The organism is uncultured Algoriphagus sp., from assembly GCF_963974835.1.
In the GTDB taxonomy this organism is placed as follows: domain Bacteria; phylum Bacteroidota; class Bacteroidia; order Cytophagales; family Cyclobacteriaceae; genus Algoriphagus.
Genome location: NZ_CAXBET010000003.1, coordinates 41488 through 68480 on the forward strand (window position 1 = coordinate 41488; position 26993 = coordinate 68480).

Here is a 26993-nt window from a genome sequence, read left to right on the forward strand (position 1 = left end):
TATTCGTGGAATAATCTCGCAAGTTACGCAAAAATGGCGCTGGAGGTTCCAACTTAATAGTTGTAATCAGGTCTGATAAAGTTCCAGCGGAAGGCTAGTTGCATGTATTGTGATGTTGCCGGGCTATCTAAATCCTGGGCTGTTCTTCGTCTGAATGTGTGTGATGCATCTATAAAGAAGTTGTGACGAAGCATATAGCTTGCATTTAAATTGGTCTGAATGACCTTGTTCTCTATGCCTTGCCCGATCACATTCCCGAATAATCCAGTTGGACTTCCTTCAAGTCTATTTTTCAAAACATCACCACCCCAGTTAGTTTCTAAGTCTGGATCTGCTCCATAGAGTTGATACATGGTAAGGAAAGTCAGGTTTAGCTTAGGAATCGGCTGATAGCGGATAATCCCAAGCATTTCGCGGAAGTTAGCTCCTCGCGGATGAGTAAGTGGAGTTCTCCAGTTGCTGTAGGATTGATAGTCGACTTTTTCCTGAAAGGTATAAGGTCTTGCGGAATTGTACTCCAATTGTAAATCTAGATTGGACACCTTGAAAAGGTCAATGTATTTGAAGCCAGCTTGAAGACCATATTTATTTCGCTTGGAGTTTTTTCCATCCTGACCGAAGAATTCAGAAAACACGAATTCATCCAGCGCAAATTGTCCATAGAGCTGCATCGATGGATAGAAATTCCATTTGTAATCTATCCCAAGCATCACCTTGTCCGGAGTACCCAGTGATTGCTCAACCCAGCGATAAAATACGATCGGGTTGAAGTAATTGAAATCTACTTTATCAGTCATCACCGATTCGAAGAATCCCAGATTTAGGTTTTTGCCAACATTAAAACCTAAACGGTGAAAAGAGAACCACTTTTGAGGATACCGCCCGTCAGTTGGTCTGCCTCTGTCATAATCCACATCAGCAGTCATTTGAGTCCAAATATTGGTCAGCTGGAATTTCCAAACCTGAGTATTGAACTTCACAAACATGTATGGATTGGAAAAGTCTGACAATAAAAAGGACCGATAACCTTCTCCAATAAAGTTTCGGTCATGTCCAACTTCTACTTGTATGTGCTTGGTGATATTATAGCTTACATGACCCAAGGCTGAGAAATAGCTATAACCATTGCCATTGTATTCTTTCCAAAATCCTTCACCAGGTACTGCGCCATTATATTCCGCATAGCCTTTCACCCAACTTGGGAAAAATGCCTCTGAGGAAGTGAAGTACGTGTAAAAACCAACTTTTTTGTCAATGGATCCGCGCAGGACAACTCCTCGGGAAAGGCGATTAGGGTTTTGATCATTGTCCGGCTCGATACCGCCATTTAAGTAAATGACAGGGCTGACATGAATATCAAATTCATCACTATAATAATGAGCAAAATCTCCTGGTCTTCGGTAAAGCCCCTTCAGAAATGGTTTTTTTGATTCAGGCGTTTCTCTGGTAATAAACTCCCAATTGTCCTGGCTTAAATATGCTAAGTTGAATTGATCAGATCTGGAACGGATTACTGCGTCTTGAGCTAGGCTGTCTAGGTAGGCAGCCACATGATCTCTTCGGTAAGGTTTTGCTCCGGTGTGGAAACTGGCATTGTTTCTTCCCTGTAAGATTTCGTATCGTTCGATTTTTTGATAATAGTCTCTGTCGAATGGAATGTAGCTTCCTTGGGCAAAGGCAAAAATTGGAAGAAAAAGAATACTTATTAAAATGAGCAGCCCAAGGCTTAGGTGGTTTTTGTATGATCTTAGCATTGACTAAATCTAAAAAGATTCCTGATTATGAACTACTGTCTTTGATGGTTGAAATTACTACAATATATCATTTGCCAAATGCTTAGGTGCTAATTTTGAGTTCAGTAGTTATGGGTTTTGATTTTATTTTCGAGTGAAAAGACCTTCTTTTGAGTTTTCAAATCCACTTTTTAAAACCTTTTGATCAATTGACTTAGAAATACTTGACAAAGATTTGGTGGATTTTCTGAAAAAGGGTAACTTTGTGCCTCATTTGAAAGAGGTACTATATAACTAGCAATAATATGAAAGCTGATATCCATCCAAACTACAGAGACGTCGTTTTCTACGACACTTCTAGCGAGTTTAAATTTCTTACTAAATCAACTATCGAAACAAGCGAAACAATCACTTGGGAAGATGGCAACGAATATCCTTTGTTTAAAGTGGAAGTGAGCTCTCAGTCTCACCCGTTCTACACTGGTAAGAAAATGATGCTTGATACTGCGGGTCGTGTTGAGAAATTCAACAGAAGATACGCTAAGAAGTAATTCTTCCTTATCTCAGGCTAAAAAGTCTCCCGGAGCATGGATTCCGGGAGACTTTTTTATTTTTGCCTCATGGACTCGATTTTGTTGTTTGATGATCCCGCTATCCGAGGATCATTGCTTCCCTTTACTTTTACCAGACCTGTATCGGATATACGCGTCGGGATACTGAAGATCTCAGAGAAATGGGGGCAGTTGACAGGAGCTTCGATTTCATTTCTTACCCAAGACTACCTTCAAAAGAAATTCCCACGTAAAGCGGGAAAAGCCTTAGCCATTAACGGCGCTTGGCTTCCTGATAACTTGAGTTTAGGAGTTTTAAAATCCCTTTCTTCCAAACAGGCGCTCTATTTCGGTAAAACACTAATCGCGACGTATATAGGCGAAACTGAAAAGAATCTAAGTGCTGTGAAGGATAAGGAAATTGTCCAGATGGATTCTGAGCCTACGCTTCTTTTGAAAACCTGGAACATCTTCCAACTCAATGGAGCTGAAATCAGAAAGGATTTCGACCTGATCACGAAGGGGAGAAAATCCGCCAAGATCACCGATCCTCATACCAAAGTATATTCTCCCGAAAACATTTTTATAGAAGAAGGCTCCGTGATTCGTGCTGCAGTTTTGAATGCAGATGGCGGGCCGATTTACATTGGCAAAAACACAGAAATCCAGGAAGGATCATTAATTCGTGGGCCATTTGCTCTTTGCGAAAGCTCAACCCTAAATATGGGAACGAAAATTAAGGGTGATACCACCGTCGGTCCTTTCTCCAAAGTTGGTGGAGAAGTGTCAAACTCAGTCATCTTTGGCTACAGCAATAAAGGCCACGAAGGATTCCTCGGTAATTCTGTGATAGGAGAATGGTGCAATATGGGGGCAGATACCAATACTAGTAACTTAAAAAACAATTATTCTCCAGTGAAACTTTGGGACTACACGGTTGGGAATTATGCCAACACTGGCCTGCAGTTTTGTGGACTGATGTTGGGTGACCATTCCAAATGTGGCATCAACACCATGTTCAATACGGGAACGGTGGTAGGAGTAGGGTCAAATATTTTTGGCTCAGGATTTCCACGTAAATTTATTCCTTCATTTGCTTGGGGTGGAGAGGAAGGATTTTCTACCTTTTTGTTTCCAAAGTTTCTTGAAACATCAAAAGCTGTAGTGGCTAGAAGAGGATTGGAATTGAATGTGGAGGAACAAGAGATCTTGCGCACTATTTTCGAAATGTCCAAAAACTATAGAATTTGGGAAACCTCATCCTGATTAATTAATTCATGCAATTCGCAGATATACCGGGACTTCCCGAGACAAAAGAGAATCTAATTAATGCCGTCAAAAATAACCATTTGGCGCATGCATTATTATTTCATGGACCTGAAGGCTCCGCTAATTTAACTATGGCGTTGGCGCTGTGCACTTATTTATACTGCGAAAATCCAGGCGCTACAGATTCCTGTGGAGTTTGCGCTTCCTGCCAGCGAATGACTCGTCTGGTTTTACCGGATTTGAATTTTGCCTTTCCTACGATCTCCTCATCCAAAGACGACGACAAAGATGACGATGAAAAAGTTGATCTTCTGACCAACTGGAGGAAGTTTACCACTGGGCAGCCTTACGGCAATGTCCATGATTTCATCTATTTCAATAACTTCGAAAAGAAGCAATTAAATATCTCCAAAGGCGCTGCGCGAAAAATCATTCAAGCGCTTTCCTTGATGTCTTTCGAAGGCGGCTATAAGATCATGATGATCTGGGCGCCGGAATTTCTTCACCCTTCAGCGGCAAATGCGCTCCTGAAAATTCTCGAAGAACCGCAGCCAAAGACGCTTTTTATTTTAGTGACAGGTCATGCTGATCAGCTCTTGACAACCATCCTTTCGAGAACTCAAAAAGTAATGATTCGAGGATTTTCTGATGAAGAAGTGAAAGGTCATTTGATTGAAAAAGGACTTTGCGACGAAGCCTCGGCCGATCAAATTGCCATGTTGGCAGATGGGAATCTTCGGGAAGCTTACAGGCTAGTGGATCAGGTGGAAGATCTGCAGGTAAAAAAAATCAGAGAGTGGTTCTTGTCTTGTTACAAAGCCGATTTCAAAAGTATTTTTGGCTTGGCTGATGATTTTCATAAATCCGACAAAGAAGCCCAGAAATCGCTTCTTTTAACTGGTTTGAATGTACTTCGGGAAATTTTGTTGAAGAATGCAGGGCTGGATGATTTGCTTCGTACCAATAATGAGGATCGCACATTTGTCAATAATATCTCGGGAAAAATTCTGAAGGAAGGGCACGTGGGTAAACTTTACGGAGATTTCAATACCGCACATTATCATTTGGAAAGAAATGGAAATGCTAAGTTTATCTTCACGGATCTTTCGATGAATGTGACCCGATTGATGGCGAAAATCAGCTGATATGGATCAAAAAATAATTGGTAGAAAAGAAAAAATATCACTTCCTGAGTTAGGACTGAAGTTGGTTTGGGCAAAAGTGGATACTGGCGCCTATACCAGTAGTATTCATGCTGAGAATATTGAAGTGATCGAGAAGGATGGCAAACGTATTCTTCGATTCCAGTCTTTGCTACCAGGACATAAATCCTTCAATGGAGAAATGGTTACCTTTGAACACTTCAGGGAGAAAAAAGTGAAAAATTCTTTTGGCCAAGCTGAAGTCCGCTATTTGATAGAAACTACCTTTGAGCTTGCCGGCGAAAGTTATTCGGCAGAGTTTACGCTTTCAGATCGGTCGAGCATGAGAAATGCGATACTACTCGGGCGAAAGATCTTAAAAAATCGTTTTCTTGTGGATGTGTCAAAGACCAATTTGGCCAGACCATACAGAACAAAATAACAAACATCCTCATCTGCATAACGAGTCTTAAACGGGGCTCAAACCATTTACTAATTTTCTCATGAAGATTGCAATCCTTTCCAGGAACCCAAATCTATATTCTACCAGGAGGCTTTATGAAGCAATTCACAAAGCTGGACATGATGCAATCATCGTGAATCATAGTATTTGTGATTTAATTATTGAGCAAGAAGGTCCATCTATTATTTACAAAGGCGAAAATCTTACTGATGTAGATGCGATCATCCCTAGAATTGGCGCATCTGTGACTTTCTATGGAACTGCCGTCGTTCGTCAATTTGAGTTGATGGGAGCCTTTTCAGCTGTCCATTCTCAGGCGATTGTCAGAAGTAGAGACAAGCTCAGAAGTTTACAGATCTTATCGAGCGCAGGTTTGGGGATGCCAAAAACTGCTTTCACAAATTTCTCCAAAGGTGGAGAAAAGCAAATTATCGAACATGTAGGTGGTGCTCCTCTAATCATCAAATTATTGGAAGGAACTCAGGGTTTGGGTGTTGTCTTGGCGGAGACCAAAAAAGCCAGCCAATCTGTAATCGAAGCTTTTCATGGGTTGAAAGCAAGAATTATTGTTCAGGAATTTATCAAAGAAGCGAAAGGAGCTGATATCCGAGCATTTATAGTGAACGGAAAAGTGGTCGGTGCCATGAAGCGTCAAGGTGCCGAAGGAGAATTTAGATCTAATCTTCACCGGGGAGGTAAGGCCACCATTATTAAATTGAGCCGTGCTGAGAAAGCAGCCGCTTTGGGTGCAGCAAAAGCACTTGGGTTGGATGTAGCTGGAGTAGACATGCTTCAGTCGGCTAGAGGACCTTTGATTTTGGAAGTAAATAGTTCTCCAGGATTAGAAGGCATAGAGAAAGCCACAGGGATAGATATCGCAGGAGCGATCATTAAATTTATAGAAGAGGGAGTGAATAAGCGCCCGATGAAAATTTCTAGTCAATGAGTCAGTTAGTGAAAATCGGTACACGTGGAAGCAAATTAGCGCTTTGGCAAGCATACCATGTGGAGGACCTATTACAAAAGACAGGTTTAGATACTGAGATAGTAATAATCGACACGAAGGGTGATCAAATTCTGGATGTTTCCATCGCCAAAATTGGAAGCAAGGGAGTTTTTACCCAAGAACTTGAGGATCAATTACTGGATGGGCGAATCGACATCGCTGTCCACAGTGCGAAGGACATGCAGTCTACTTTGCCTGAAGGTTTTGAAATTATAGCCTTTACCGAGCGTGAAAAAGAAAATGATGTGCTTGTCTCCCATGACAAATCAGTTTCTCTGAAGAAGGATGTCGTGTTAGGAACTTCATCTACCCGTCGCGTATCTACCCTGAAACATTTTTATCCACATGTAAAAACTGTGGAAGTTCGCGGTAACCTGCAAACGAGAATTCGCAAGATGGAAGAAGGGCTATGTGATGCGCTATTACTTGCTTACGCGGGTGCACATCGCATGGAATATGACCATATGATTGTGGAGGAGTTGGATTTGAATGAATTTACTCCAGCAGTTGGACAAGGTTCTGTTGCTATAGAAGTTGCATCGATATTGGATTCTGAATTGAAAGCGAAGATCACAGCAGCTTGCAATCATCAGGAAACTTCTTTGAGACTTCGTGCTGAGCGAGCTTACTTAAGAGTATTGGAAGGAGGTTGTAGCATTCCCGTTTTTGCGCTGGCAAATCTTTCGGGAGACCAATTAATTCTGACAGGTGGAATTGTGAGTTTGGATGGGAATGAACGCATTTCCATAGTAGTAGAAGGCAATGCTAATGAACCTGAGATGCTTGGTCGAGAGCTAGCCAAAGAGGTTTTTGCTTCAGGTGGAAAAATAATATTGGATCAAATTAAACAAACATTGAATAAATGAGATTTTTAAGAACCTTACTTGTTCTTTTCCTTTGCGCCAGCTCATTTGCCTGTGCTGCTGACAAAGATTATGTGGTCACTATCTCCACAAGTCATGGAGATATCGTGGCAGTTCTATTCGACGATACACCCGAGCATAAATCTAATTTTATCAAACTGGCAGAAGCTGGAAGATTTGATTCTACGGAGTTTCAGCGCGTAATGAAGAATTTCATGATTCAAGGCGGGGACGTTTTTACAAAAGAAAACCTACCTCCCCAGGAATGGCCTACGATACCGGCTGAAATTAGGCCTAATTATTACCACAAAAAAGGAATGATCGCCGCAGCGCGTCAGCCAGATGGGATTAATCCCGAACGACGATCAAATGGTTCTCAATTTTACATCACAATAGGGAAAGTTTATGATGAGCTTGAGCTTACAACTGACATGCAGGAGCTTCAAAAAGCACTTATGAAGTACATGGAGTTGGGAAGTCAGGAAGAGTTGAAAAACGAATACATACGTTTATATAACGAGCAGAAATTTGACAGTCTCACTAATTTGATTCTATCCAAAAGAGATGAGTTGGAAAAGTCTCTCAATGTGAAATTGACTAAAGATTACACGAAAGAGCAGATTGAGGCTTATACTACAGTCGGTGGTGTTCCGCACTTGGACAAAGAATACACTGTTTTTGGTGAAGTAATCCAAGGTCTGGAAGTAGCTGAGGAGATTTCCAATCTTCCTACCCAGAGGGATAGGCCGATAGAGCCTGTTTTTATGAATGTTACTGTAGAGAAAATGTCCCGAAAGAAAATTGAAAAAGAATATGGCTATAGCTATGCAAACGACAAATAAAAAGAAAGTATTCATCACAGGTGCAAATGGTTTACTTGGGCAAAAATTAGTTGAACAGTTAGTTGGAAAGGATGATTTCCATGTCATTGCCAGTGGAAAAGGAGAATGTAGATTGCCGGGAAAGGGATTTGAATATGTATCGCTTGACATCACCAATGCCCAAGAAGTAGAAAAAACCTTGGCAGATATCAAGCCGGAAATTATCATGCATTGCGGTGCTATGACTCACGTAGATCAATGTGAATTGAACCAAGAGGACTGCTATAATTCGAACGTCAACGCAACTGCATACCTTATTAAAGCTGCAGAGCAGGCTAAATCACATTTTATATTTGTCTCCACTGACTTTATTTTCTCTGGGGAAGAAGGCCTTCTGGATGAAAATGCGGAAGCAGCTCCAGTGAATTATTACGGCGAAACCAAGTTGGAAGCTGAGCAATTAGTAATGGCCTGCAAGACAAAGTGGGCAATTGCCCGTACTGTGTTGGTTTTTGGAATAGCTCACGACATGAGCAGGACCAATATTATACTTTGGGTAAAATCCTCACTTGAGTCGGGAAAGGAAATCCAGGTAGTAGACGATCAATTCCGGACACCCACGCTCGCTGAAGACTTGGCGGCTGGATGTATTTTGATTGCTGAAAAAGAAGCTGAAGGCATTTTTAATATTTCAGGACCGGACTACCTAAGTGCTTATGAGATGGCAATAATTACTGCCGACTTTTTTGGACTTGATAAAGCATTAATTAACCGGGCGGACTCAAGTACTTTCAGTCAGCCTGCAAAAAGACCCCTCAAAACAGGTTTTAACATCACAAAAGCGCGGGAACAGCTTGGTTTTGAACCGAAAACTTTCCAAACGGCAATTGGTATTTTAGCAAAACAAATTATCTTAGCCCGCTCTTAAAAAGCAGTTTATACACCCTAATTTAATTTTAAAATAATATATGGCAGTTAGCAACGATACCGAAGAAAGAGGTGAGTTTGGTTCTAGTCTCGGGTTTATCATGGCAGCAGCCGGATCTGCCGTAGGTCTGGGGAATATATGGAGATTCCCGTATTTAGTTGGTGAAAATGGAGGTGGGGCATTTGTATTTGTATATGTTCTTTGTGTATTATTTATAGCACTACCATTACTTTTTAATGAAATAGCACTAGGTAGAAAATCAGGTAAAAACCCAATAGGAGCCATTCGGGATACAGGAGGAAATGCCTTCTGGCAGATTGCTGGCGTACTTTGCGTTCTAGTTTGTTTTTTTGTTTTTAGCTATTATTCGGTAATTGCAGGATGGACAGTGGGTTATATAATCACTGAAATAATCAATGTTCCTGTTGATTTCGCGGAGTTTGTAAAGACTCCTTTATATGTAATTCCTCTGACCTTTGTATTTATTTTAGCTACTATATTGATTGTATTGGGTGGTGTATCAGGAGGTATAGAGAAAGCGTCTAAGTTTTTGATGCCCGTATTGTTTATCATCATCATCTTCATAGCAGGTAGAGCTGTGACATTAGAAGGGGCAAGTGCTGGTATAGAATATTACCTTAAGCCAGATTTTGGCAAAATCAATCCGGCAGTAATTCTTCAGGCTCTTGGTCAAGCTTTTTTCTCCATGTCTGTAGGTTGGGGTTTGATGATCACTTTTGGGTCTTATTTACCTAAAAAATCCAATATTATACAATCTGCGGGATGGATAGCAGGTATGGATACTTCAGTCGCTTTATTAGGTGGATTGATGGTGTTTCCGGCATTGTTTGCATTGCTTCCGGGTAAAGATCCTGCTGCAGGCCCAGCATTGGTTTTCGATGTATTACCAAAAGTATTTGCTGCTATGCCTGGCGGGCACATTGTAGGTGCTCTTTTCTTTATATTATTGATGGTAGCTGCGTTGACATCCACTATTTCTATGCTTGAAGTACCGGTGGCCTATATGATTGATGATAGGAAGTGGGGTAGAAAGCGCGCGACATGGACTATAGGTTTGGCAGCAATGGCTCTTTCCGTTCCATCAGCTTTATCCCAAATCCCGGGAACATTTTTTGCCAATTTACATATCAACTTTTTCGGAAATAGATTAGAAGGATTTTTCGGAATTATGGATTTTGTGTTCGGTACGTTTGCCGTAATCGTGATTTGCTTGATGCTTTCATTATACACAGGTTGGGCTTCGAAGATCTCAGAATATGCTGATGAATTGAGATTAGGTGCTCCTGGTTTCAAAGGTTTGTTCAGAGTCGGTTGGATATTCTTTGTAAAATGGATTTGCCCAATCGTAATCATTTTGTTGATCTTAAATATGGTTGGTGTATTTGGTACTGCACAGGCCGCATAATAGTTAATCCATTTCAATAATTAAAAGGAAGTCTTCGGGCTTCCTTTTTTCGTTAAGTTCCTTTGTTGGCAAAGGAATTGCTAATTTTTCTTAAAACCCTTCGTTACTAAGCATACTAAACCAATAATTATATAACCATGAAAAAACTAATTCTTTCTCTAGCGCTGTTTGTAATTGCACTGACAGGCTATTCCCAAGGGTTTTCTTTCGGACCGAAAGTAGGTCTAAGCCAAACCAAACTCGATCTGAAAAGTGATGAGTTCAAAAACGGAGATTCCAAATTTGGATATCATGTTGGGGTTTTTGCCAGAGTTGGCCTCGGTCCTCTTTATCTACAGCCTGAAGTACTATTTACTCAGACCCAAGGACAATTCACATTTAACCCAGATGATCAGCCAATCAGAGAATACGAAGCGGATTTTAATAGGCTAGATATTCCGGTAATGGTTGGATTTAAGATGTTCAATTTTTTAAGGTTACAAGCTGGTCCAATAGCAAGTATAAATATCAACTCTGAGATTAAAGATGCGACCAATACCGTCCAGGATGTGGATTACAAGGATGCCACTCTTGGGTATCAAGCAGGCCTTGGGGTAGATATTGGGAATTTGATTATCGATGCCAAATACGAAAGTTCACTCGATAATTTTTCCGGAAATGTTGGGAACTTCGAGACAGATCAGCGCACAAACCAGTTTATCCTTTCAGTTGGATTTAAATTATTCTAAAATAACTTGAATTGATATAAATGAAACCCGGTTGATGATCAGTATCAATCGGGTTTTTGCTTTTTAGTTAGAGATTAGTCTGGTTTTATAAATTACGGAATAATCGTTTTCCGCTGCTGAGAAATTCAGGGAAAACCACATTTCATCCTTGGAAATGTATTTATCAAGATTGCCCAAAATTTCCGGTTTTTCGATGGGTGAGCTGATGTTTTTTCCATCGAAGATTACAAATCCTCCTTTGTTGATTTTGCCTAATTCTTCCCATTGTTTATTGACGTCTTCTCCGGCTTTAGCCACTGTTTCATTATATTCAGCACCTGTCAAACCAGCCAGGTAATCTATCAGAAACTGCTGATCCTCTATTGCGATCATCTTGTTAATTGTCCCGGCATACAATTCACTGATAGTTATGTTATCGTCTACTTGATCACTTTTAGGCTCGTTTTCAAAAAATGAATCGAAAGGAATAGTTTTAGTGGATCCCAGTGTGGACAGGTCTGAAAGCGGATACGAAAAAATCTTTGGCTCATGCCTGTAAGAAATGTATAGACTGTCTTTTCCAAGAGAAATATTGGAATAGAAAGAATAGAATTTATAGGCCTTTTCTTCGCTGCTGAATTTGGAACTGCTCGGGAATGGTATGGCTGCCGTATAAGTCTCAGATTGAAGATCCAGAATCTCAACGTGCGTGGAGTTTTGCTGATAGTCTACTCCTTGGCTGCCAAATTCATCCGAGCCGCGACCAGGAAGATTAAGGTATAATTGATTTCCATTAACTAGTAAATTATCTGATCCGCCAATTATAATTTGAGCCTTGGGAGTAAAATCAGGCTTATAAATCTTCTGTAGCTGGCCCTTGATATCATACTTGTAAACTCCTCGTGTTGTAAGGATGAGAAAATCATCGTTAGTTAAAAACTTAATTTTTCCATACCGATTTGAAGTATATTGGTTTGGACCTTCTCCGCTCAGTTTGTAGTGATAAAGCTGCTCACCTGAAGAATTTACCGCAAAAATGCTGTCTGTAGTTTCGTCTACGAGCAAGTAACGGTCTCCATCAGGGCTAATATCCATTAGCGTAAGATTGCCAAGATAATCCACCACTAGCGAATCATAAATCTCAAATTCCAGTTCTTGATCTGAAAGAGGAGTGGAAGCTTTGGTTTCTTCACTTTCACGTGAGCAGGATAAGATGCTGAGCGCAAAAGGTAGAAGGTATAAATAGGTTAGTTTTTTCATTTCTGAACGAGTTTCAGTTTATAAAAAGTCAAATAATCCTGCTCTTCGCCAATGTACTCGTCGTTTCGGAGGGCATAGAAAGGTTTGGAGAGAGACTCTATGTTTAGGATCTGATCAATTGTATTTGGAATAATTATTTCATTTGACCAGGTAGAATCAGCATCCATGAATTTTAAAATATGCCGTTGAAATTCACCATATTTTGGGAAATTCTTAGGGTTTTTCAATTCATTCTGAGTAAAAATATCTTCGTTTATTCCTTCTGTATAAGTAACAAAGATCCCATCGGATCTAGGATAGAAACCTGAAATTCTTCCATCAAGCATTTTATACCTTGATATATATTCATACGCTTTATTGTGTTCTCCATTATCAAAAAACACAGATGGAGAAAAGCTAATAGTTTCTACATATTTGAAACTTGTATTCATATCATAAATATGGATAAATGGTTCATTGTTTAGAACCAAGTAAAGTAGCTCATCGACTATCCCAAATCTCAGCGATGTTCTTTCATAATAGTTATCGCTAGTGTATCGAGAGGTTTTAGGGAGTTTTATTATTGGTTCCGCTACTCCGCTTGTGAGATTTAGTTTTTCTAGAAGGTAGTGATCTCGGAAGAAAAATGGATCATACTGATTTGCTCCGTCCCTACCCGGATACCATGAGATGATGTGATTATTCCATGGCTCAAAATTTCTCCCAAATGACATTCCGTCGTTAGATTCAGCTAAAAATGGCATGTCGACTTGTCTTTTTAGAGTAAGATCAGGATTGAATTCATAGAGCCAACTAAGAAAGCTCATTCCGTACAGTTTTCCGTTGTCATCATAGCGAAGTGTGGTGGGATATATTACAGCCCCAGGTCCTTCCTTCGGATAGGAATGTTGATTTAATGTTTTTCCAGTTTCGTCAAATTCAACAAGTCCATTTGTTTTAAAATCAAAAATTACTCCTTTACCATTTCGGAATTCTCCTCCATCTACACTTCCTAGATAATCCACCTGTATAGAATCCACAATTTGCAGTTCCCATTCATTGGAGGTCTTATTGGATTCCCCTGTCTTTTCCTCGGACGAGCATGCTAGAAAACTGCTTGCTAAAAGTGCAGTTAAAATGTGTCTGTAAATCATTTTTCAGTCAATTTCATTTTATAAACTCTTAAAAAATCTTCCTCCACTTCAGGGTTCGGTGTTCTTTGAAAATATAGTGACTCTTTATCTGCCATAAATCCATCTTTATTTACGCCGACTGGGAAATCGACTGTTCCTAGATAGGAATTGTCCTTTTCGTCAAAAACCATTATTCCCGGTTTTATATTGGCTGCGCCTTTGGCATATACAGCCCCACCTTCTTCTTCTTTTCCTGAGCTCCAAAGTGCCCTTGCTTCCTCAATGATTTTTGGGTCTATACCTGGGTAATAATGCACCAGTATTTTTCCATCTAAAACCAGAATATTTCGAATGGCTGCAGTGCCTCCATTGATCGTCATACTTCCAGGAGAAAACTCAGACCTAGGGAGACCTTCTATTTCAAAGAAATCAGGTATATCTAAGTGGATAGCCGAATCGAGTATGGCATCTTCACTTGAGAAGTCATAAATATAAAGTGTAGGGTCTGTGGCATGAGACAGATATAATTTACCATTACTCACATGGTAGGCTGGCGCGTAATCACTTTGTACGTATCCCATACCATCAAGAAATTTACTTTCAGGTTCAAAAGGGCCAAAGTCCTGCATTTTCCCAGTTTCAGTATCAACTAACTCCACCGCCTTGTAGGAATCGTAAAATTTCTGTTCACCGGCATAGGTGTCGCGATTACGAAAGGACTTTGTCATCAGGTATTCTTTGTCGTCCAGTGAAACTATCTTGGCTGTCAAGCCTGAGAATGACATGGATCCGCCACTGCCCATTATTTCAGCATGATCGATTTTTTTGATCATATTACCACTCAGGTCATAGATAAATATTCCGTTCATTCCGATTAGGATAACTTTATCCTCACCCCAGATAATAGGCAATTCCAGCTTGAAACCGTAAGCATCAGGAGTATCTTCTTTTTTTGAAAATTTATTAAGGATGTCTCCGTTGGAATTTGTGATGATAGTCTCGCTTGAGGGATAATCATAAAATGAGAGACGTGTGCCGGAATTGTTAACAGAAGACATAATAGGATTACCTAGGATATTTAAATCCAAGGAATCAATTACTGTCCACTCATAGCTTAGGTGTTGTGGATCCGCCTTTTCCGTCTTCTCAGAGCAGGAGCTTATAAAGGCTATTAAATACAAAAATGAAAGCAGGATAAAATTTCGTTTCATAGCAGCATGTAAAAAGTCTTTTGCTTAATAATATAGTAGTTAAAAAATTGGGCACAAAAAAACTCGGCCAGTTTGACCGAGTTTATGTTTTTTTAGTGCTAGTTAATTTGACTTTTTATATAAGGCCAGATTGTTTTGAAAACGATTTTGTGCCCTTCTTCAGTTGGGTGAATGCCATCTGGAAGGTTTAATTCGGGAATCCCGCCAACATTTTCCAATAGAAAAGGAATCAAGGTCACATCTTTTTCTTCTGCTACTGCAGGATACATTTCTGTGAATTCCGTCGCGTATTCTTGACCCATATTTGGAGGAATCTGCATGCCTGCCAGAATGATTTTGGTGTTAGGAAATTTTGATCTGACCTTATCAATGATTTTAAGCAAGTTGCTTTTGGTTTCAGTCAGTTTTATTCCTCGCAAACCATCGTTTCCGCCAAGTTCAAGCACAAAAATATCAGGCTCATCCTCTAGAAACCAGTCCAATCTGCTTAGTCCGCCAGCAGTAGTTTCACCGGAAAGTCCGCCATTGATCACTCTGTAATTTAAGTCAAGGCTATCAATTCTTTGCTGTGTCAATCCTGCAAAACCGTCCTCGGGGTCGATTCCATAAGCAGCCGTGAGACTGTTGCCAAAGAAAAGGATGATTTTCTCATCTGATTTTTCTTCGGTAGTTTTTTCAGCAATTACTTCCGACTCGGCAGTTTCTGCCTTTTTCTCAGAACAAGAAAGCGTAGCCAATCCTACTAAGAGTACAGCCGGTAAAAAGAATGAGCGGTGAATATTGAATCGCATAGAAATCTGAATTGTAAACTGTAAAACTATATACCCAAAAGGATTTTTGGGCAAAAGGTTCAGTTAAAAGTAGCCTTTTACTTTTGTCAGATTAAAATCGCTAGTGTGATAAGGGACAAAAGGATGCAGAAAGCATGGAAATAGCGATTTCGGAATTTGAGTGAGCCGGCCAAAAACACTGTTGCCAGACCGCAAATTATAAGAGTCACTGGAGAGCTCGAAGTCTGTGCCTCGGGTAGTAGGCTTTTGTCTAATTCATAAATCAAGAAAACTCCAAAGAATGAAAGAAAACTTAAATTCAAAGGCAGTAAGTAGTGTTCGGTTAGCTGCTTAGACTTTTTCATGAGCATGTTCTTTTGAAGTTTTCTCCTTTTTCCAATACTGAAAAAGACTATAGGAAATAAAGCAGACCAGGAAAATATAAACTGCCGGTGTCATCAGCATAGTAGCATATGCATATCCGATAAAAACCGTGATCAAGGCCAATCCAATTATAATTGCGATTGTCGAAATAGAATAAATGAAGATGGTTTTCTTGACTTGATCTTTTTCTTCCGCTGTCTTTTTCTTGCGGAGCAAATAGATGAAAAAGCCAGTGATGGAAAGTACTCCGGAGGTGATTGCGAGAAGGGCATAAGCGATTTTCAGGAAAATCCCTCCAAATCTCCCAAAGTGCAACCCTTCTTGCATGTAATAGAACTTGTCCGAAAATGCCTGTTTGCGGATGTCATACACGTCCAATACTGCAAGCGACGTTTTATCCAAAACTACCTTTGATATATGTGGCTCAAAAGGTAGATGACCAGCGTCACCTTTTACCTCAATTGTATTTGTTCCGTTTTTGGAAGGGATGACTTGAGTAATGGTGAACTCAGGGATTTGAGCTTTGGCAACTTCCAGTGCCTTCCAATAATCGTATTCTTGATCGATGTCGATCTCTGGAGTGGAGGTTTTTTCTGTTCGCACAAAGGCATTGGGGGCTGCGATGTCAAAAGCTTTGATCAATATTGGCTGAAGTCCCAGCCAAGCACCAGTCCCAGCAATCATGAGATTGAAGAGTAAGGCTACCATCCCCACCAGCTTATGCCAGTCAGCCATCAGAATTCTGAGGTTTTTGGTTCTGATCGCTCCGAAAATCTGATTTTTCATAAACTGCCCATAGATCAGCAATCCGGTAATACATAAGATAAACAGGCCGATTCCTGCCAATCCTACGATTTGTCTACCCCACCAAGCGTCCATCAATCGCACGTGTATCTGACGGAGATAGTTGGAAAGGCTGTCGGTGTGGGATTTCTGACCAAGGATTGCGCCTGTATAGGGATTGATGAAAACTTGAACCCGTTGAGAATCTTTTGCTCCAGCATCCTTAAAAATATCCAATATCAGAGGATCAGTTGCTTTTGCTGGCGGCATAGCACCTAAAACCCGAAAGCCTGGATTTTCCAGTTGAACTTGGGTGATCACTCCATTCATCGGCACATAGGAATCCCCGGTTTCTGTCAGTTCATACTTCCGCTCCAGCAAGGCATCAATCTCAGGAATGAAAACGGCAACAGCGCCAGTAATACTGAGCGCTGCAATGACGATTCCCACATAGAGACCGATCCACAGATGGACCTTCCAAATAAGATTTTTAGATTTTTTAGCCGCCACTTTTGTTGATTAGAATGAGAAAGTGATTGTTCCCAATATATTTCTAGGAGCACCAGGGAAAAGTCTTAGGTAGTCGTACCCGCCAACCCAATGCGTCTTGTCAGCCAGATTATTGACATTTAGCTGAAGACGAACATTTCCAGTAGTGTAAAATAGTGCCGCATTCATCAGGGAATAGCCAGGAATGGTCTGAGTAGCATTAAGAGAAAGGTTTCTTTCGGTGACGAAATTCGCTCCAAACCCAATACCCAATCCTGTTAAAGCTCCTTGATCAAACTCATATTTTGTCCAAAGATTTCCTTGGTGTTTTGGTGCATTTGGCTTTTGTCTGCCAAGGTCTTCCTCATTAGGGCTTTCAGTGATTTCTGCCACATTATATGCATAGGAAGCCATTACACTCCAGTTCATCAGGATTCTTCCGGTTAGATCAAGTTCAACCCCTTTTGCAGTCTCCTTACCAATTTGCTGAAGAAGGTCAGTTTCTCCTGGAACTTGGTATAGGGTGTTTTTTTGATCGATTTGGTAGATTCCGGTAGTTAATTCCAATCTCTTATTAAACCAGTCGGACTTTATACCAAACTCCACCATGGAACTGATCAATGGATCAAATGGTCCGCCTGCATTTGGATTAGAGATCGTCGAAGCGGTTTGCGGATTGTAACCTTCTACATAGGTTCCGTAGAAATTCATGTGCTCATTGGCTTTGAACACCAAGCCGAATCTTGGAAGAAACACATCTTGATTTACTTTCTCTTCGTTTTCCTTTTTATAGTTTTCAAAGTCGGTATAAACCTCATATCTAAGTCCAATCATTGCTTCTAATTTCCCAAAGCTGATTTGATCCTGCACATAAAAACCGTTCAAATGATACAATGTAGGATCGTAACTTCTTTGTCCATAGAAGTATTTGGACATATCCTGCATGGTTTGTGACGCAATTGGATTCTCTAAGTCAAAGTGCGATACGTTCGGAACAGGATTTCCATTTTTATCCAATAAGTAAGCGTCTTTATTCGCTGGATTGTAGCTCGAAATTGAGCCGGTGTTTGTTGCATTTCTGTAGCCATTGGCAGTTAATTGAGAGCCTCCGGCAGGCAAAGTTTCCTGTGCATAGTCATACCCCACCACAAGTTTGTGGGCTAGCTTACCAGTATTTTTCTGAATGTTGAAATAGGCCGAAAGATTATCTACAAACCGAGTTCTCTTTCTGATGAATACTTGACGTCCTACCATTGTTCCAATCGTGTTTCCTTCACCGTCAATGGCATAGCTGTTAGAAGATCTGTGCTCAGTGAGGTCTTCGTTATAGCCTGTTTTCATGTAGGATGCGTTGAAGCTGATGTCTTTGCTAATTTGATGATTCAGCGAAGTCGTGATGGTGTAGGTCTGCTCCTTCAAATAGTCATTAGCCGTATTAAGGGATCTTGTGATTGGCGTAGAATACAAGTCGTTTTCGAAGGTCGACTGCCCTCTGTCTAAGCGACTGCTGGAATTATTAAAAACCAAATCTAAATTCACTCGAGTCTTATCGGAAGGGAGGAAAGATAGAGATGGTGCTACGACGATGTTCTTGTCAAACTGCAGATCTCTGAAATTCTGCGAGTCTTCGTAGCCAAGATTCAATCTGTAAAGTAATGTCTTGGATTCATTTACCGGACCAGTGAAATCAGCCAAACCTCTGAAATTATTGAAACTCCCAACGCAAAAGCTCAAGCTGTTTCTATTGATATCCAGTGGTTTTTTTGTTACTCTATTTACCACTCCGCCTGGGCTGGCATTACCAAAAAGTGCTGATGATGGACCTTTCAATACCTCAACCCTTTCCAGGTAATTGATCAAAGGCTGCTTCCAGAATCCAGAAGTCGAACGCATCCCATTTACTAACTGTGTGTTACTGCCTCCGTTGATTCGGAAACCACGAATAGTGATATCATCATAGAATGTGAACTGGCTTACTCCGGAGAAATTTTTCACCGTTTCGCCAACCCTCATCAGTCCTTGATCCAGGATCAATTCTTTGGTTACATAGGAAACCGACTGCGGTAAATCCTTGATATTGGTCTGTGTCTTGCTGCCAAGGAAAGTCGCTGTGTTTTTATACCCTTCCTCTTTTCTTCCGATAATTTCGACTTCCTGAAGACTGGAAGTCTCTTCTTCTAATTGGAAATTCCTAGTAGAAACTGGTTTTACAATGTTTATTCTTTCATTGACTGGAATAAATCCGATGAAGGATAATTTTAACTGGTATTCTCCCGGTTGCTCAAATACCAAAGAATAATTTCCATTTATATCTGTCACAGTGCCAAAAGAAGTCCCCGAGATCTGGATACTTGCACCGATCAAAGGCTCTCCTCCAATGGAAGAGATTGAACCTCTTAATTCATAGTTTTCCTGGCTTTGAGCGGATAAAATACTGATGAAGTATAGTGCAAAAAGGGTAAAAAGTCCTTTCATGTCCTTATTTAGATTAATTATTGATAGTGCAAAAGTATGGTAGGGATTTTAAATTAATTTTAAATAAAATTTTAAATGCTGTTTTAGTTGATTCTTAGTCCTTCCAAAATGGTAGGTCTAAGCGCCTTGTTTACAGTGGTTTTGATTGCTCATAAAAAGTGATTTGTTGGTTTGTGGTGGTATAGCTATCTTCCATCAACATTATTGAGGGTAATCCGTTATTGACTGATCAACCCGTTTCCCCACCCAAGTACAACAGATGAATATTTTATCAGTATCAAACCTGAGCAAGGTTTATCAAAGTGGCAGCAGAAAATTGACTGTCTTAGACGAGGTTACATTTGACATCAGAGCAGGAGAAATCATATCTATAGTAGGTCCCTCAGGTAGTGGTAAAACGACTTTACTTGGTCTTTGCGCCGGTTTGGATTCAGGTTCTACTGGAAGTGTGATTTTGGATGGTAATTCGCTTGAAAAGCTTTCTGAGGATCAACGCGCAGCGGTGAGAAACCAAAGTGTAGGTTTTATTTTTCAAAATTTCCAGCTTTTACCTACTCTCACAGCTCTTGAAAATGTGATGGTTCCTTTGGAATTGAAAAAGAGAAAAGACGCCAGAAAGAAAGCGCAAGAACTGCTTGATAAAGTAGGTTTGGGAGATCGAGGAACGCATTATCCCACACAACTTTCCGGAGGTGAGCAGCAGCGTGTTTCTATTGCCAGAGCTTTTGCCAATGAGCCTAAAATCCTTTTTGCAGATGAGCCGACGGGAAATCTGGATACAGAGACTGGAGAGATGATCGAGAAACTGATTTTTGATCTAAATAAGGAAGAGGGAACGACTCTGGTGCTGGTTACTCACGACTTGGAACTGGCGGCTAAAACGCAGCGCATAATTCATATCAAGGGAGGAAAAGTACAGGAGGGAACTCATGCCTGATTTCGGATGGATTGCTAAGATGGCTTTTCGGGATTTCCGGAAAAAAATCTCTCGACTTTTGCTTTTTGTTTCTTCTATTGTGGTCGGGATTGCTGCCTTAGTGGCTATTAGTTCTTTTGGGGAAAACCTCACAGCAGATATTGATAATCAGGCCAAGGAGCTTCTGGGCGCAGATTTGGTACTGGAAAATAACAAGCCAATAGGAGAGCAAGCTATAGATAGTGCGGCTACAAAAATGGCCTCAGAAGTGAATTTTGCGAGTATGGTCGCCTTTCCTGAAACTGGAGCGAGTCGACTTACACAAGTTCGTGCGCTGGAAGGAGCATTTCCGTTTTATGGTTTTTTTGAAACCATTCCCACTTCTGGTGATGCAGATTTCCGCTCAGGTGGGAAAAAAGCATTGGTAGAAAAGACCCTAATGGCTCAGTTCAATGCTGAGATAGGTGATCAGATTAAAGTTGGGGAAGTGTTATTCACCGTGGTTGGCGAACTACAAAGTGTGCCAGGTCAAACAGGAATAACTGCCTCTGTGGCTCCAGCTGTATATATTCCGATGGATTATTTGGCGGAAACAGGTTTGGTACAATACGGCAGTCGGGTAAATTACAGCCGTTATTTCCGATTTGCTGATGGTACGGACGTTGATGCCTTGATCAAACCATACGATGAACAATGGGAAGAAGAACGCATCGATGCAGATACAGTAGAGGATAGAAAGCGATCCACTGGGCGCTCATTTGCAAATATGTCTAATTTCCTGAGCTTGGTGGCTTTTATAGCTTTATTGTTGGGTTGTGTGGGAGTAGCTAGCGCGGTGAATGTATTTGTGAAAGAGAAACTGGCTTCCGTCGCAGTTCTGCGATGCCTTGGAGTTTCGTCTAGAGATGTCTTGCTGATTTATCTGTTTGAGATAATGATTATGGGAATGGTGGGAGCTATACTGGGAGCGTTTCTAGGTACGCTTCTTCAATTTGTTTTGCCTGCTGTTTTTGCTGATTTTCTACCTGTAGAAGTATCTTTTGGGATTTCTTGGCTTTCGATAGGTTTTGGGATCGTCACTGGGTTATTCGTGTCGGTATTATTTGCGCTCTTGCCTTTGCTGAAAGTCAGAAATGTTTCTCCTATGGCCACCTTGAGACCAGAGACTGGGGATTCTACTTTGCTTAAGGACCCCTTACGCTGGTTGGTGATCTTAGGGATTCTGGCATTCATCTGGGGTTTTAGCTTTTACCTGTTGGATAGAGTTGACTTCGCATTTGGCTTCACAGGATTTGTGGTATTTGCTTTTGGTCTGCTCTGGGCTGTAGCTCAAGCGATCATCTGGGCAGTGAGAAAGTTCCTGCCAATTTCATTCACCTATACGCTTCGCCAATCTTTGGCAAATCTCTATAGACCAAACAATCAAACCGTTTCGTTGATTGCGACTATTGGGCTAGGAACGGCTATGATTTCCACTCTTTTCTTCCTGCAAAATCAATTGCTGGAAGAAGCGAAATTTGCAGACAAAGAAGATCAGCCGAATATGTTGATGTTTGATATTCAGACAGCTCAGTTGCAGGATGTAAAAGCTACAGTTGAATCTCGTGATCTACCTATCATGCAGGAAGTCCCGATTGTGACCATGAATCTTAATGAAATCAACGGTATAGATAAAAAAGAAAATGAAGAGTTGCCTGATGAAGAGGATTATTCAGGCTGGCTCTACAATAGAGAATTTCGTGTAACCTATCGTGATACGCTAATAGCTTCAGAGACACTTACCGATGGGGAATTGATTCCAGTAGGAGCGAGAGGAGATAGCATTTTCGTTTCTTTCGAAAAAGGTTTTGCAGAGGGTAATGGGATGAAAATAGGAGACGAGGTGGAGTTCAATGTGCAAGGACGTCCTATCAAGACCTATATAGGTAGCTTTCGTGAAGTTAAGTTTAACCAAGTCTCTACCAATTTCTTGGTCTTGTTTCCTGAAGGAGTATTGGATCAAGCACCAAAGTTTCATGTTATAATCACCAAAACCAAAAATGACAGGGAAGCTGCTGATGTGCAGGCTGAAATCGTTAGGCAATATCCTAATATTTCCATTATCAATCTGGGAACCATTGTAGCCACACTGGAAGAAATACTGGGCAAAATCAGCTTTGTGATCCAATTTATGGCATTTTTCAGTATAGCTACAGGTGTATTGGTACTGATCAGTTCGCTGATTATAAGTAAATACCAGCGGATGCGGGAAAGTATATTACTTCGAACTCTTGGAGCTAGTTCAACAATCGTAAGCAAGATTAATACGTTGGAATACTTCTTCCTGGGAAGCTTAGCCTCCCTTTCTGGAATTGTATTGTCATTTGGTGCTACTTGGCTATTGAGTGAATTTGTATTCAATATCCCATTCCGTGGAGCATGGAAAGAAGCTTTGATTCTTTATCTGGCGATCACTGGATTAACAATAGTTCTTGGTTGGCTTAACGGTAGGAAGATTATCAATAAACCTCCAATGGAAATATTGAGAGGGACTTAAAGTATAGGGGGTTGAAGTTTGAAGCTAGAGGTTTTTAAGAGAGTTAATTGTTGTATCCAACATCCGACTACCTCTCTACCTCTTTCAAATTTTCAATTTTCTTATTTCTAAGAAATCCATTGATGTCCTCGAAGTGCTCTTTCACTCGCTTGTTTCCAAATTCAAACACCTTAGTCACTAATCCGTCCAAGAAATCCCTATCGTGGGACACAATGATCAACGTGCCATCAAATGCTTTTAATGCATCCTTGATGATGTCTTTGGTCTTCATGTCCAAGTGGTTGGTAGGCTCATCGAGAATAAGCAAGTTTACCGGCTCGAGTAAAAGTTTGATCATCGCCAAACGGGTCTTTTCTCCACCTGAAAGTACCTTTACCTTCTTATTGATGTCATCACCTTTAAACATAAATGCGCCAAGAATGTCTTTTACTTTCGTGCGAACTTCTCCTACAGCAATTTGATCAATAGTCTCAAAAATTGTCAAACTTTCATCCAATAGAGAGGCTTGATTTTGTGCGAAATAGCCAATCATAGAATTGTGGCCCAATTCGCACTTGCCTTCGAAGTCAATTTCTCCCATAATCGCCTTGATCATGGTAGATTTACCTTCACCGTTTTTGCCGACAAAGGAAACCTTCTGACCGCGCTCGATAGTCATGGAAGCATTTTTGAAAACCACATGATCGTCATATTTTTTGCTCATGTCTTCCACGATCACAGGATAGTTTCCTGATCTAGGAGACGGAGGAAAACGAAGTTTCAAGGCTGAGCTATCTACCTCATCCACTTCAATGATTTCCATTTTCTCCAGCATTTTCACCCGTGATTGTACCTGGAGTGTTTTGGAATAAGTACCCTTGAAGCGATCGATAAATCCTTGAATATCTGCAATCGTAGCTTGCTGCTCTTCGTACTGCTTCTGCTGCTGCTCACGACGCTCTTTTCTGAGCTCCAAATAATGAGAGTACTTTGCCTTGTAATCGTACATTCTTCCCATAGTAATCTCTATGGTACGTGTGGTAATATTATCTACAAATGCTCTATCGTGGGAAATCACCACCACAGCTTTAGCTTTGTTCAAAAGAAAGTCTTCCAGCCACTGAATGGATTCAATATCCAAGTGGTTAGTAGGCTCATCCAAAAGGATCAAATCAGGCTTTTGCAATAGGATTTTTGCCAACTCAATCCGCATTCTCCATCCGCCGGAAAACTCTGAAGTAGAACGTGTCAAATCTGCTCTTACGAATCCTAGGCCTAGCAATACTTTCTCAACCTCAGCCTCGTAATTCACTTCCTCAATAGCGTAGAATTTCTCACTCAATTCCGAAACCTGCTCGATCAGTTTGTAATATTCATCCGATTCGTAATCAGTTCTTACGGTCAATTCCTCATTAATGCGTTCGATCTCTGTCTTCATATTCAGATAGCTCGCAAAAGCTTTAGAAGTTTCCTCCATCACTGAGCAATCATCCGAAGTGAGCAAGTGCTGAGGAAGATAAGCGACAACAAAGTCTTTTGGGGCGGAGACGGAACCTGAGCTTGGCTTATTCTGACCTGCAATAATCTTCAGAAGTGTAGATTTACCTGCACCATTTTTACCCATCAAGGCAATCTTGTCTGTTTCATTGATGGCAAAGGAAATATTACTAAAGAGTGTGGAACCGCTGTGAATGACGGCGACATTATCTACTGAAATCATAAGCATGGGAAGTGAAGCGGCAAAGGTAAGAAAATGAAGATTGAAAAAAGGGTAGATTTTAAAATTGGGGTGAATGAGAGTTTTGGCCGCTTTCGTAAAATTAATTAACTGCACCCTTTAGGTTTCATTATCACTAGATTTCATCAAAAAATCTCCTTGACAGCCAGTTTAAAAATTGAATTGCTATCCTCGTAAACATACAATACTTGTAAGGAGTTGAACTTGAAAAGCCTCTTTATGAAAAAGTTAGCCATCCTCTTTATTTTAATTTCCTTCCAAAGCATTACTAATTCATGTCAGGCTCAGACTACAAGTGGCGGATCATACACTTTCAAAGAACCCAGTCGGGATGGTACTGGCAAAATCTATTTGGGAAGAGAGATATCCCACGTCATGGGTTTTGCAGGAAAAGAATGGCTGGAACGTGCTGAGCGAGCTAGGGAAGAAGGTGTTGCGGCTGCATTGGAAAATCTACCCATTAATTCAAAAACTGTAGTTGCTGACATAGGCGCTGGTTCCGGATATTATACTTTTAGAATCGCTCCACTAGTCGCCGAGGGCAAAGTATATGCGGTGGACATTCAGGAAGATGCAGTTGATTATATCCGCAACAGAAGTGAAGAACTAAAGATTGAAAATGTAATTCCAGTTAAAGGCACAGAAAAATCTCCTAATCTGCCTGAGGGAGAAGTTGATCTTATTATCATGGTTGATGTGTATCATGAACTGTCGTATCCACAGGAAATGCTTACAGCCATTAAAAAATCTTTAAGACCAGACGGAAAAATTTTGTTGCTGGAATATAAAGGTGAGGATCCTAGCATTCCGATCAAGCCTCTCCATAAAATGACTGAAGAGCAGGCGGTGAAAGAGCTGAATGCGAATGGATTTGAGTTAGTAAAAAATGGGAAGTTTCTCCCAATTCAACATTACCTTATATTTAAAAAATCTCCTTTAGCTAACTAAAGGAGATAAGTTGGTTCAGTTTAATTTCCTTCCTCTTCACCTACTGGTTCTGAACTAGTTCTTAGACTATTCCAATTTGGAGAACTGGAATTCATGTAAGCATAAATCGGTTTTTCATTTCTTACCAGATCTATGTAATTGGACAATTCATTAAAGGGGATGAAAATTGCCCCTACCTTGTTTGCTTCAATGTAAACAGGAGCGGGTACTGGACTTGCAGGATGTAATCCATATACAATGAACCGGTAACCGTCAGAACTGTAACAGGTCAAGTATCCTTGTATCAAAATAGATAAACCACTCCAGGAAACACTGCTTTTAAAGCCCATTTGAGCTACATAATTGGAAACGGAAAAAGTTTTGGTTGCCATGATTAAAGAATTTTTAGTATCACCTACTCTGTTAACGGATTTTCGGCATCCTCCTATTTTGAAAAATCAGTTGAAATAGTATTTGACTGCAATTGTGCTTTAAGGCTACTTTTTTAGATGAGTTACCTGATAGTTGCTTGCAGTGATTCAAATTTGCTCCTTATTTAAATTAACTCACAGCTTCGGTCTTGTTTAAACTATTGATATTCAATGATGTAAAAAATTAAAATATCAGTAATTAATAATTAGTAGTCGAAGAGAGATTTTACAAGGGAAATCAAGGATTAAATGCCAGGACTAATTATAGAAGCTTCAGTCATTATTTAATTAGAAATTAGATTCTATGGATACTCGCAATTTTAATGGACAAGTTTAAAGATGCTTATTTACGTTGCATGCAATTCCTTCCCATAAACTAGATGCTGAATTATACAAGAATGAGGATTTTCATTCATATAATTTTCCTAATTTGTTCAATTACTATAATGTACTGTCATGAAACACCTTGTTACCTTTCTAATATTTGTCTGCAGTTTTTCTTCTCTTTTGAATGCCCAGGATTTTCGAGGGAGTGACAAAAGCCCAATGGATGTAGCTTATTTGCCAGATAATTTTGCACATGACCGCAAAGCAGGAGAAGAAGCAATTATAAAAGTATATTACAGTAGACCTAATAAAGCTGAGAGAGCTGTATTCGGTGGCATTGTTCCTTTTGGCAAAGTCTGGAGAGTTGGAGCTAATGAAGCTGTGGAATTCAAAGCGTATAAAGATTTGACTATAGGCGATGAAAAGCTCACAGCTGGTACATATTCATTGTTTGCTATTCCGGGAGAAACAGAATGGACTATCATTATCAATTCCGATCTGGATTACTGGGGTGCTTTCAAATATGATGAAAGCAAGGATGTGATTCGTTTTACAGTGGAGTCCAAATCAATTCCTGAAGTATTGGAAGCATTCTCAATAAGATTTGCTGACCTTGGAAATAATACTGCCATCATGCGTATGGGATGGGATCAGACAATGGTAGAAATTCCGATTTCTTACTGACAGCGAGTCAATCGTCAATTATTTCAACCCCAATTGCCTCATCATTGACATTCCTTCTATCT

23 protein-coding genes are annotated in these 26993 nt (G+C 40.3%); 14 read left to right on the forward strand and 9 right to left on the reverse strand.

The genetic code is table 11. The annotated features are described in order from the left end of the window. Positions 1-53: 53 nt before the first annotated feature. Positions 54-1754, reverse strand: coding sequence for a hypothetical protein (locus AACZ73_RS08220; RefSeq protein ID WP_339877048.1), 1701 nt, complete (start codon positions 1752-1754; stop codon positions 54-56). A gap of 284 nt (positions 1755-2038) precedes the next feature. Here AACZ73_RS08220 and AACZ73_RS08225 point away from each other — a divergent pair, with 284 nt between their 5' ends. The 10 genes from AACZ73_RS08225 to AACZ73_RS08270 all read left to right on the forward strand — a co-directional run bounded on the left by AACZ73_RS08225 (position 2039) and on the right by AACZ73_RS08270 (position 10930). Next, positions 2039-2284: a type B 50S ribosomal protein L31 gene (locus AACZ73_RS08225; RefSeq protein ID WP_091695367.1), complete on the forward strand. Its 246-nt coding sequence runs from the start codon at positions 2039-2041 to the stop codon at positions 2282-2284. Between the two features lie 69 nt (positions 2285-2353). Beyond that, positions 2354-3550 (forward strand): GlmU family protein, encoded by a 1197-nt coding sequence (locus AACZ73_RS08230; protein WP_339877050.1) that lies wholly within the window; start codon positions 2354-2356, stop codon positions 3548-3550. A gap of 11 nt (positions 3551-3561) precedes the next feature. Further along, on the forward strand, positions 3562-4698 hold the full coding sequence (locus AACZ73_RS08235) for a hypothetical protein (RefSeq protein WP_339877052.1): 1137 nt from the start codon (positions 3562-3564) through the stop codon (positions 4696-4698). 1 nt (position 4699) lies between these two features. Beyond that, a complete protein-coding gene (locus AACZ73_RS08240; protein ID WP_339877054.1) occupies positions 4700-5137 on the forward strand; it encodes a RimK/LysX family protein in 438 nt (145 codons plus the stop codon). A gap of 61 nt (positions 5138-5198) precedes the next feature. After that, positions 5199-6104 carry a 30S ribosomal protein S6--L-glutamate ligase gene (gene rimK / locus AACZ73_RS08245; protein ID WP_339877056.1) on the forward strand — a complete coding sequence of 302 codons (906 nt, stop codon included), beginning with the start codon at positions 5199-5201 and terminating at the stop codon, positions 6102-6104. Further along, positions 6101-7030, forward strand: coding sequence for a hydroxymethylbilane synthase (gene hemC, locus AACZ73_RS08250; protein WP_339877058.1), 930 nt, complete (start codon positions 6101-6103; stop codon positions 7028-7030). The genes rimK and hemC overlap by 4 nt, the downstream gene beginning before the upstream one ends. Then, positions 7027-7869 carry a peptidylprolyl isomerase gene (locus AACZ73_RS08255; RefSeq protein WP_339877060.1) on the forward strand — a complete coding sequence of 281 codons (843 nt, stop codon included), beginning with the start codon at positions 7027-7029 and terminating at the stop codon, positions 7867-7869. The genes hemC and AACZ73_RS08255 overlap by 4 nt, the downstream gene beginning before the upstream one ends. Further along, entirely contained in the window at positions 7853-8776 is a 924-nt protein-coding gene (locus AACZ73_RS08260) for an SDR family oxidoreductase (RefSeq protein ID WP_339877061.1), read from the forward strand. Before AACZ73_RS08255 ends, AACZ73_RS08260 begins: the two co-directional genes overlap by 17 nt. Before the next feature lie 40 nt (positions 8777-8816). Beyond that, positions 8817-10202: a sodium-dependent transporter gene (locus tag AACZ73_RS08265; RefSeq protein ID WP_339877063.1), complete on the forward strand. Its 1386-nt coding sequence runs from the start codon at positions 8817-8819 to the stop codon at positions 10200-10202. Between the two features lie 137 nt (positions 10203-10339). Then, a complete protein-coding gene (locus AACZ73_RS08270) occupies positions 10340-10930 on the forward strand; it encodes a porin family protein (RefSeq protein WP_339877065.1) in 591 nt (196 codons plus the stop codon). A gap of 63 nt (positions 10931-10993) precedes the next feature. Here AACZ73_RS08270 and AACZ73_RS08275 read toward each other — a convergent pair whose 3' ends face one another. The 6 genes from AACZ73_RS08275 to AACZ73_RS08300 all read right to left on the reverse strand — a co-directional run bounded on the left by AACZ73_RS08275 (position 10994) and on the right by AACZ73_RS08300 (position 19393). Next, complete coding sequence (locus AACZ73_RS08275) at positions 10994-12169, reverse strand: hypothetical protein (RefSeq protein WP_339877067.1); 1176 nt, start codon at positions 12167-12169, stop codon at positions 10994-10996. Continuing rightward, positions 12166-13302 (reverse strand): hypothetical protein, encoded by a 1137-nt coding sequence (locus AACZ73_RS08280; RefSeq protein WP_339877069.1) that lies wholly within the window; start codon positions 13300-13302, stop codon positions 12166-12168. The genes AACZ73_RS08275 and AACZ73_RS08280 overlap by 4 nt, the downstream gene beginning before the upstream one ends. Then, positions 13299-14492, reverse strand: coding sequence for a hypothetical protein (locus tag AACZ73_RS08285; protein WP_339877071.1), 1194 nt, complete (start codon positions 14490-14492; stop codon positions 13299-13301). The genes AACZ73_RS08280 and AACZ73_RS08285 overlap by 4 nt, the downstream gene beginning before the upstream one ends. A gap of 98 nt (positions 14493-14590) precedes the next feature. After that, entirely contained in the window at positions 14591-15283 is a 693-nt protein-coding gene (locus AACZ73_RS08290; protein WP_339877073.1) for an arylesterase, read from the reverse strand. A gap of 330 nt (positions 15284-15613) precedes the next feature. Further along, complete coding sequence (locus AACZ73_RS08295; RefSeq protein WP_339877075.1) at positions 15614-16939, reverse strand: PepSY-associated TM helix domain-containing protein; 1326 nt, start codon at positions 16937-16939, stop codon at positions 15614-15616. Positions 16940-16948: 9 nt separating this feature from the next. After that, positions 16949-19393 carry a TonB-dependent receptor gene (locus AACZ73_RS08300; RefSeq protein ID WP_339877077.1) on the reverse strand — a complete coding sequence of 815 codons (2445 nt, stop codon included), beginning with the start codon at positions 19391-19393 and terminating at the stop codon, positions 16949-16951. Between the two features lie 259 nt (positions 19394-19652). On the opposite strand from AACZ73_RS08300, the gene AACZ73_RS08305 reads away from it, so the two are divergent. Both AACZ73_RS08305 and AACZ73_RS08310 read left to right on the forward strand, forming a co-directional pair. Continuing rightward, entirely contained in the window at positions 19653-20330 is a 678-nt protein-coding gene (locus tag AACZ73_RS08305) for an ABC transporter ATP-binding protein (RefSeq protein ID WP_339877079.1), read from the forward strand. Continuing rightward, complete coding sequence (locus tag AACZ73_RS08310; protein WP_339877081.1) at positions 20323-22845, forward strand: FtsX-like permease family protein; 2523 nt, start codon at positions 20323-20325, stop codon at positions 22843-22845. Before AACZ73_RS08305 ends, AACZ73_RS08310 begins: the two co-directional genes overlap by 8 nt. A gap of 67 nt (positions 22846-22912) precedes the next feature. Here the strand turns inward: AACZ73_RS08310 and AACZ73_RS08315 are convergent, their stop codons facing one another. Continuing rightward, on the reverse strand, positions 22913-24544 hold the full coding sequence (locus tag AACZ73_RS08315) for an ABC-F family ATP-binding cassette domain-containing protein (protein ID WP_339877083.1): 1632 nt from the start codon (positions 24542-24544) through the stop codon (positions 22913-22915). A 237-nt stretch (positions 24545-24781) separates the two neighbouring features. Between AACZ73_RS08315 and AACZ73_RS08320 the strand changes: the two genes are divergently transcribed. Continuing rightward, the gene (locus AACZ73_RS08320; RefSeq protein ID WP_339877084.1) at positions 24782-25510 is read left to right on the forward strand and encodes a class I SAM-dependent methyltransferase; all 729 of its coding nucleotides are present in this window, start codon (positions 24782-24784) and stop codon (positions 25508-25510) included. A gap of 20 nt (positions 25511-25530) precedes the next feature. Here AACZ73_RS08320 and AACZ73_RS08325 read toward each other — a convergent pair whose 3' ends face one another. Then, positions 25531-25881: a hypothetical protein gene (locus AACZ73_RS08325; RefSeq protein WP_339877086.1), complete on the reverse strand. Its 351-nt coding sequence runs from the start codon at positions 25879-25881 to the stop codon at positions 25531-25533. A 495-nt stretch (positions 25882-26376) separates the two neighbouring features. Between AACZ73_RS08325 and AACZ73_RS08330 the strand changes: the two genes are divergently transcribed. Next, positions 26377-26931 carry a DUF2911 domain-containing protein gene (locus tag AACZ73_RS08330; RefSeq protein ID WP_339877087.1) on the forward strand — a complete coding sequence of 185 codons (555 nt, stop codon included), beginning with the start codon at positions 26377-26379 and terminating at the stop codon, positions 26929-26931. Positions 26932-26993 lie beyond the last annotated feature (62 nt).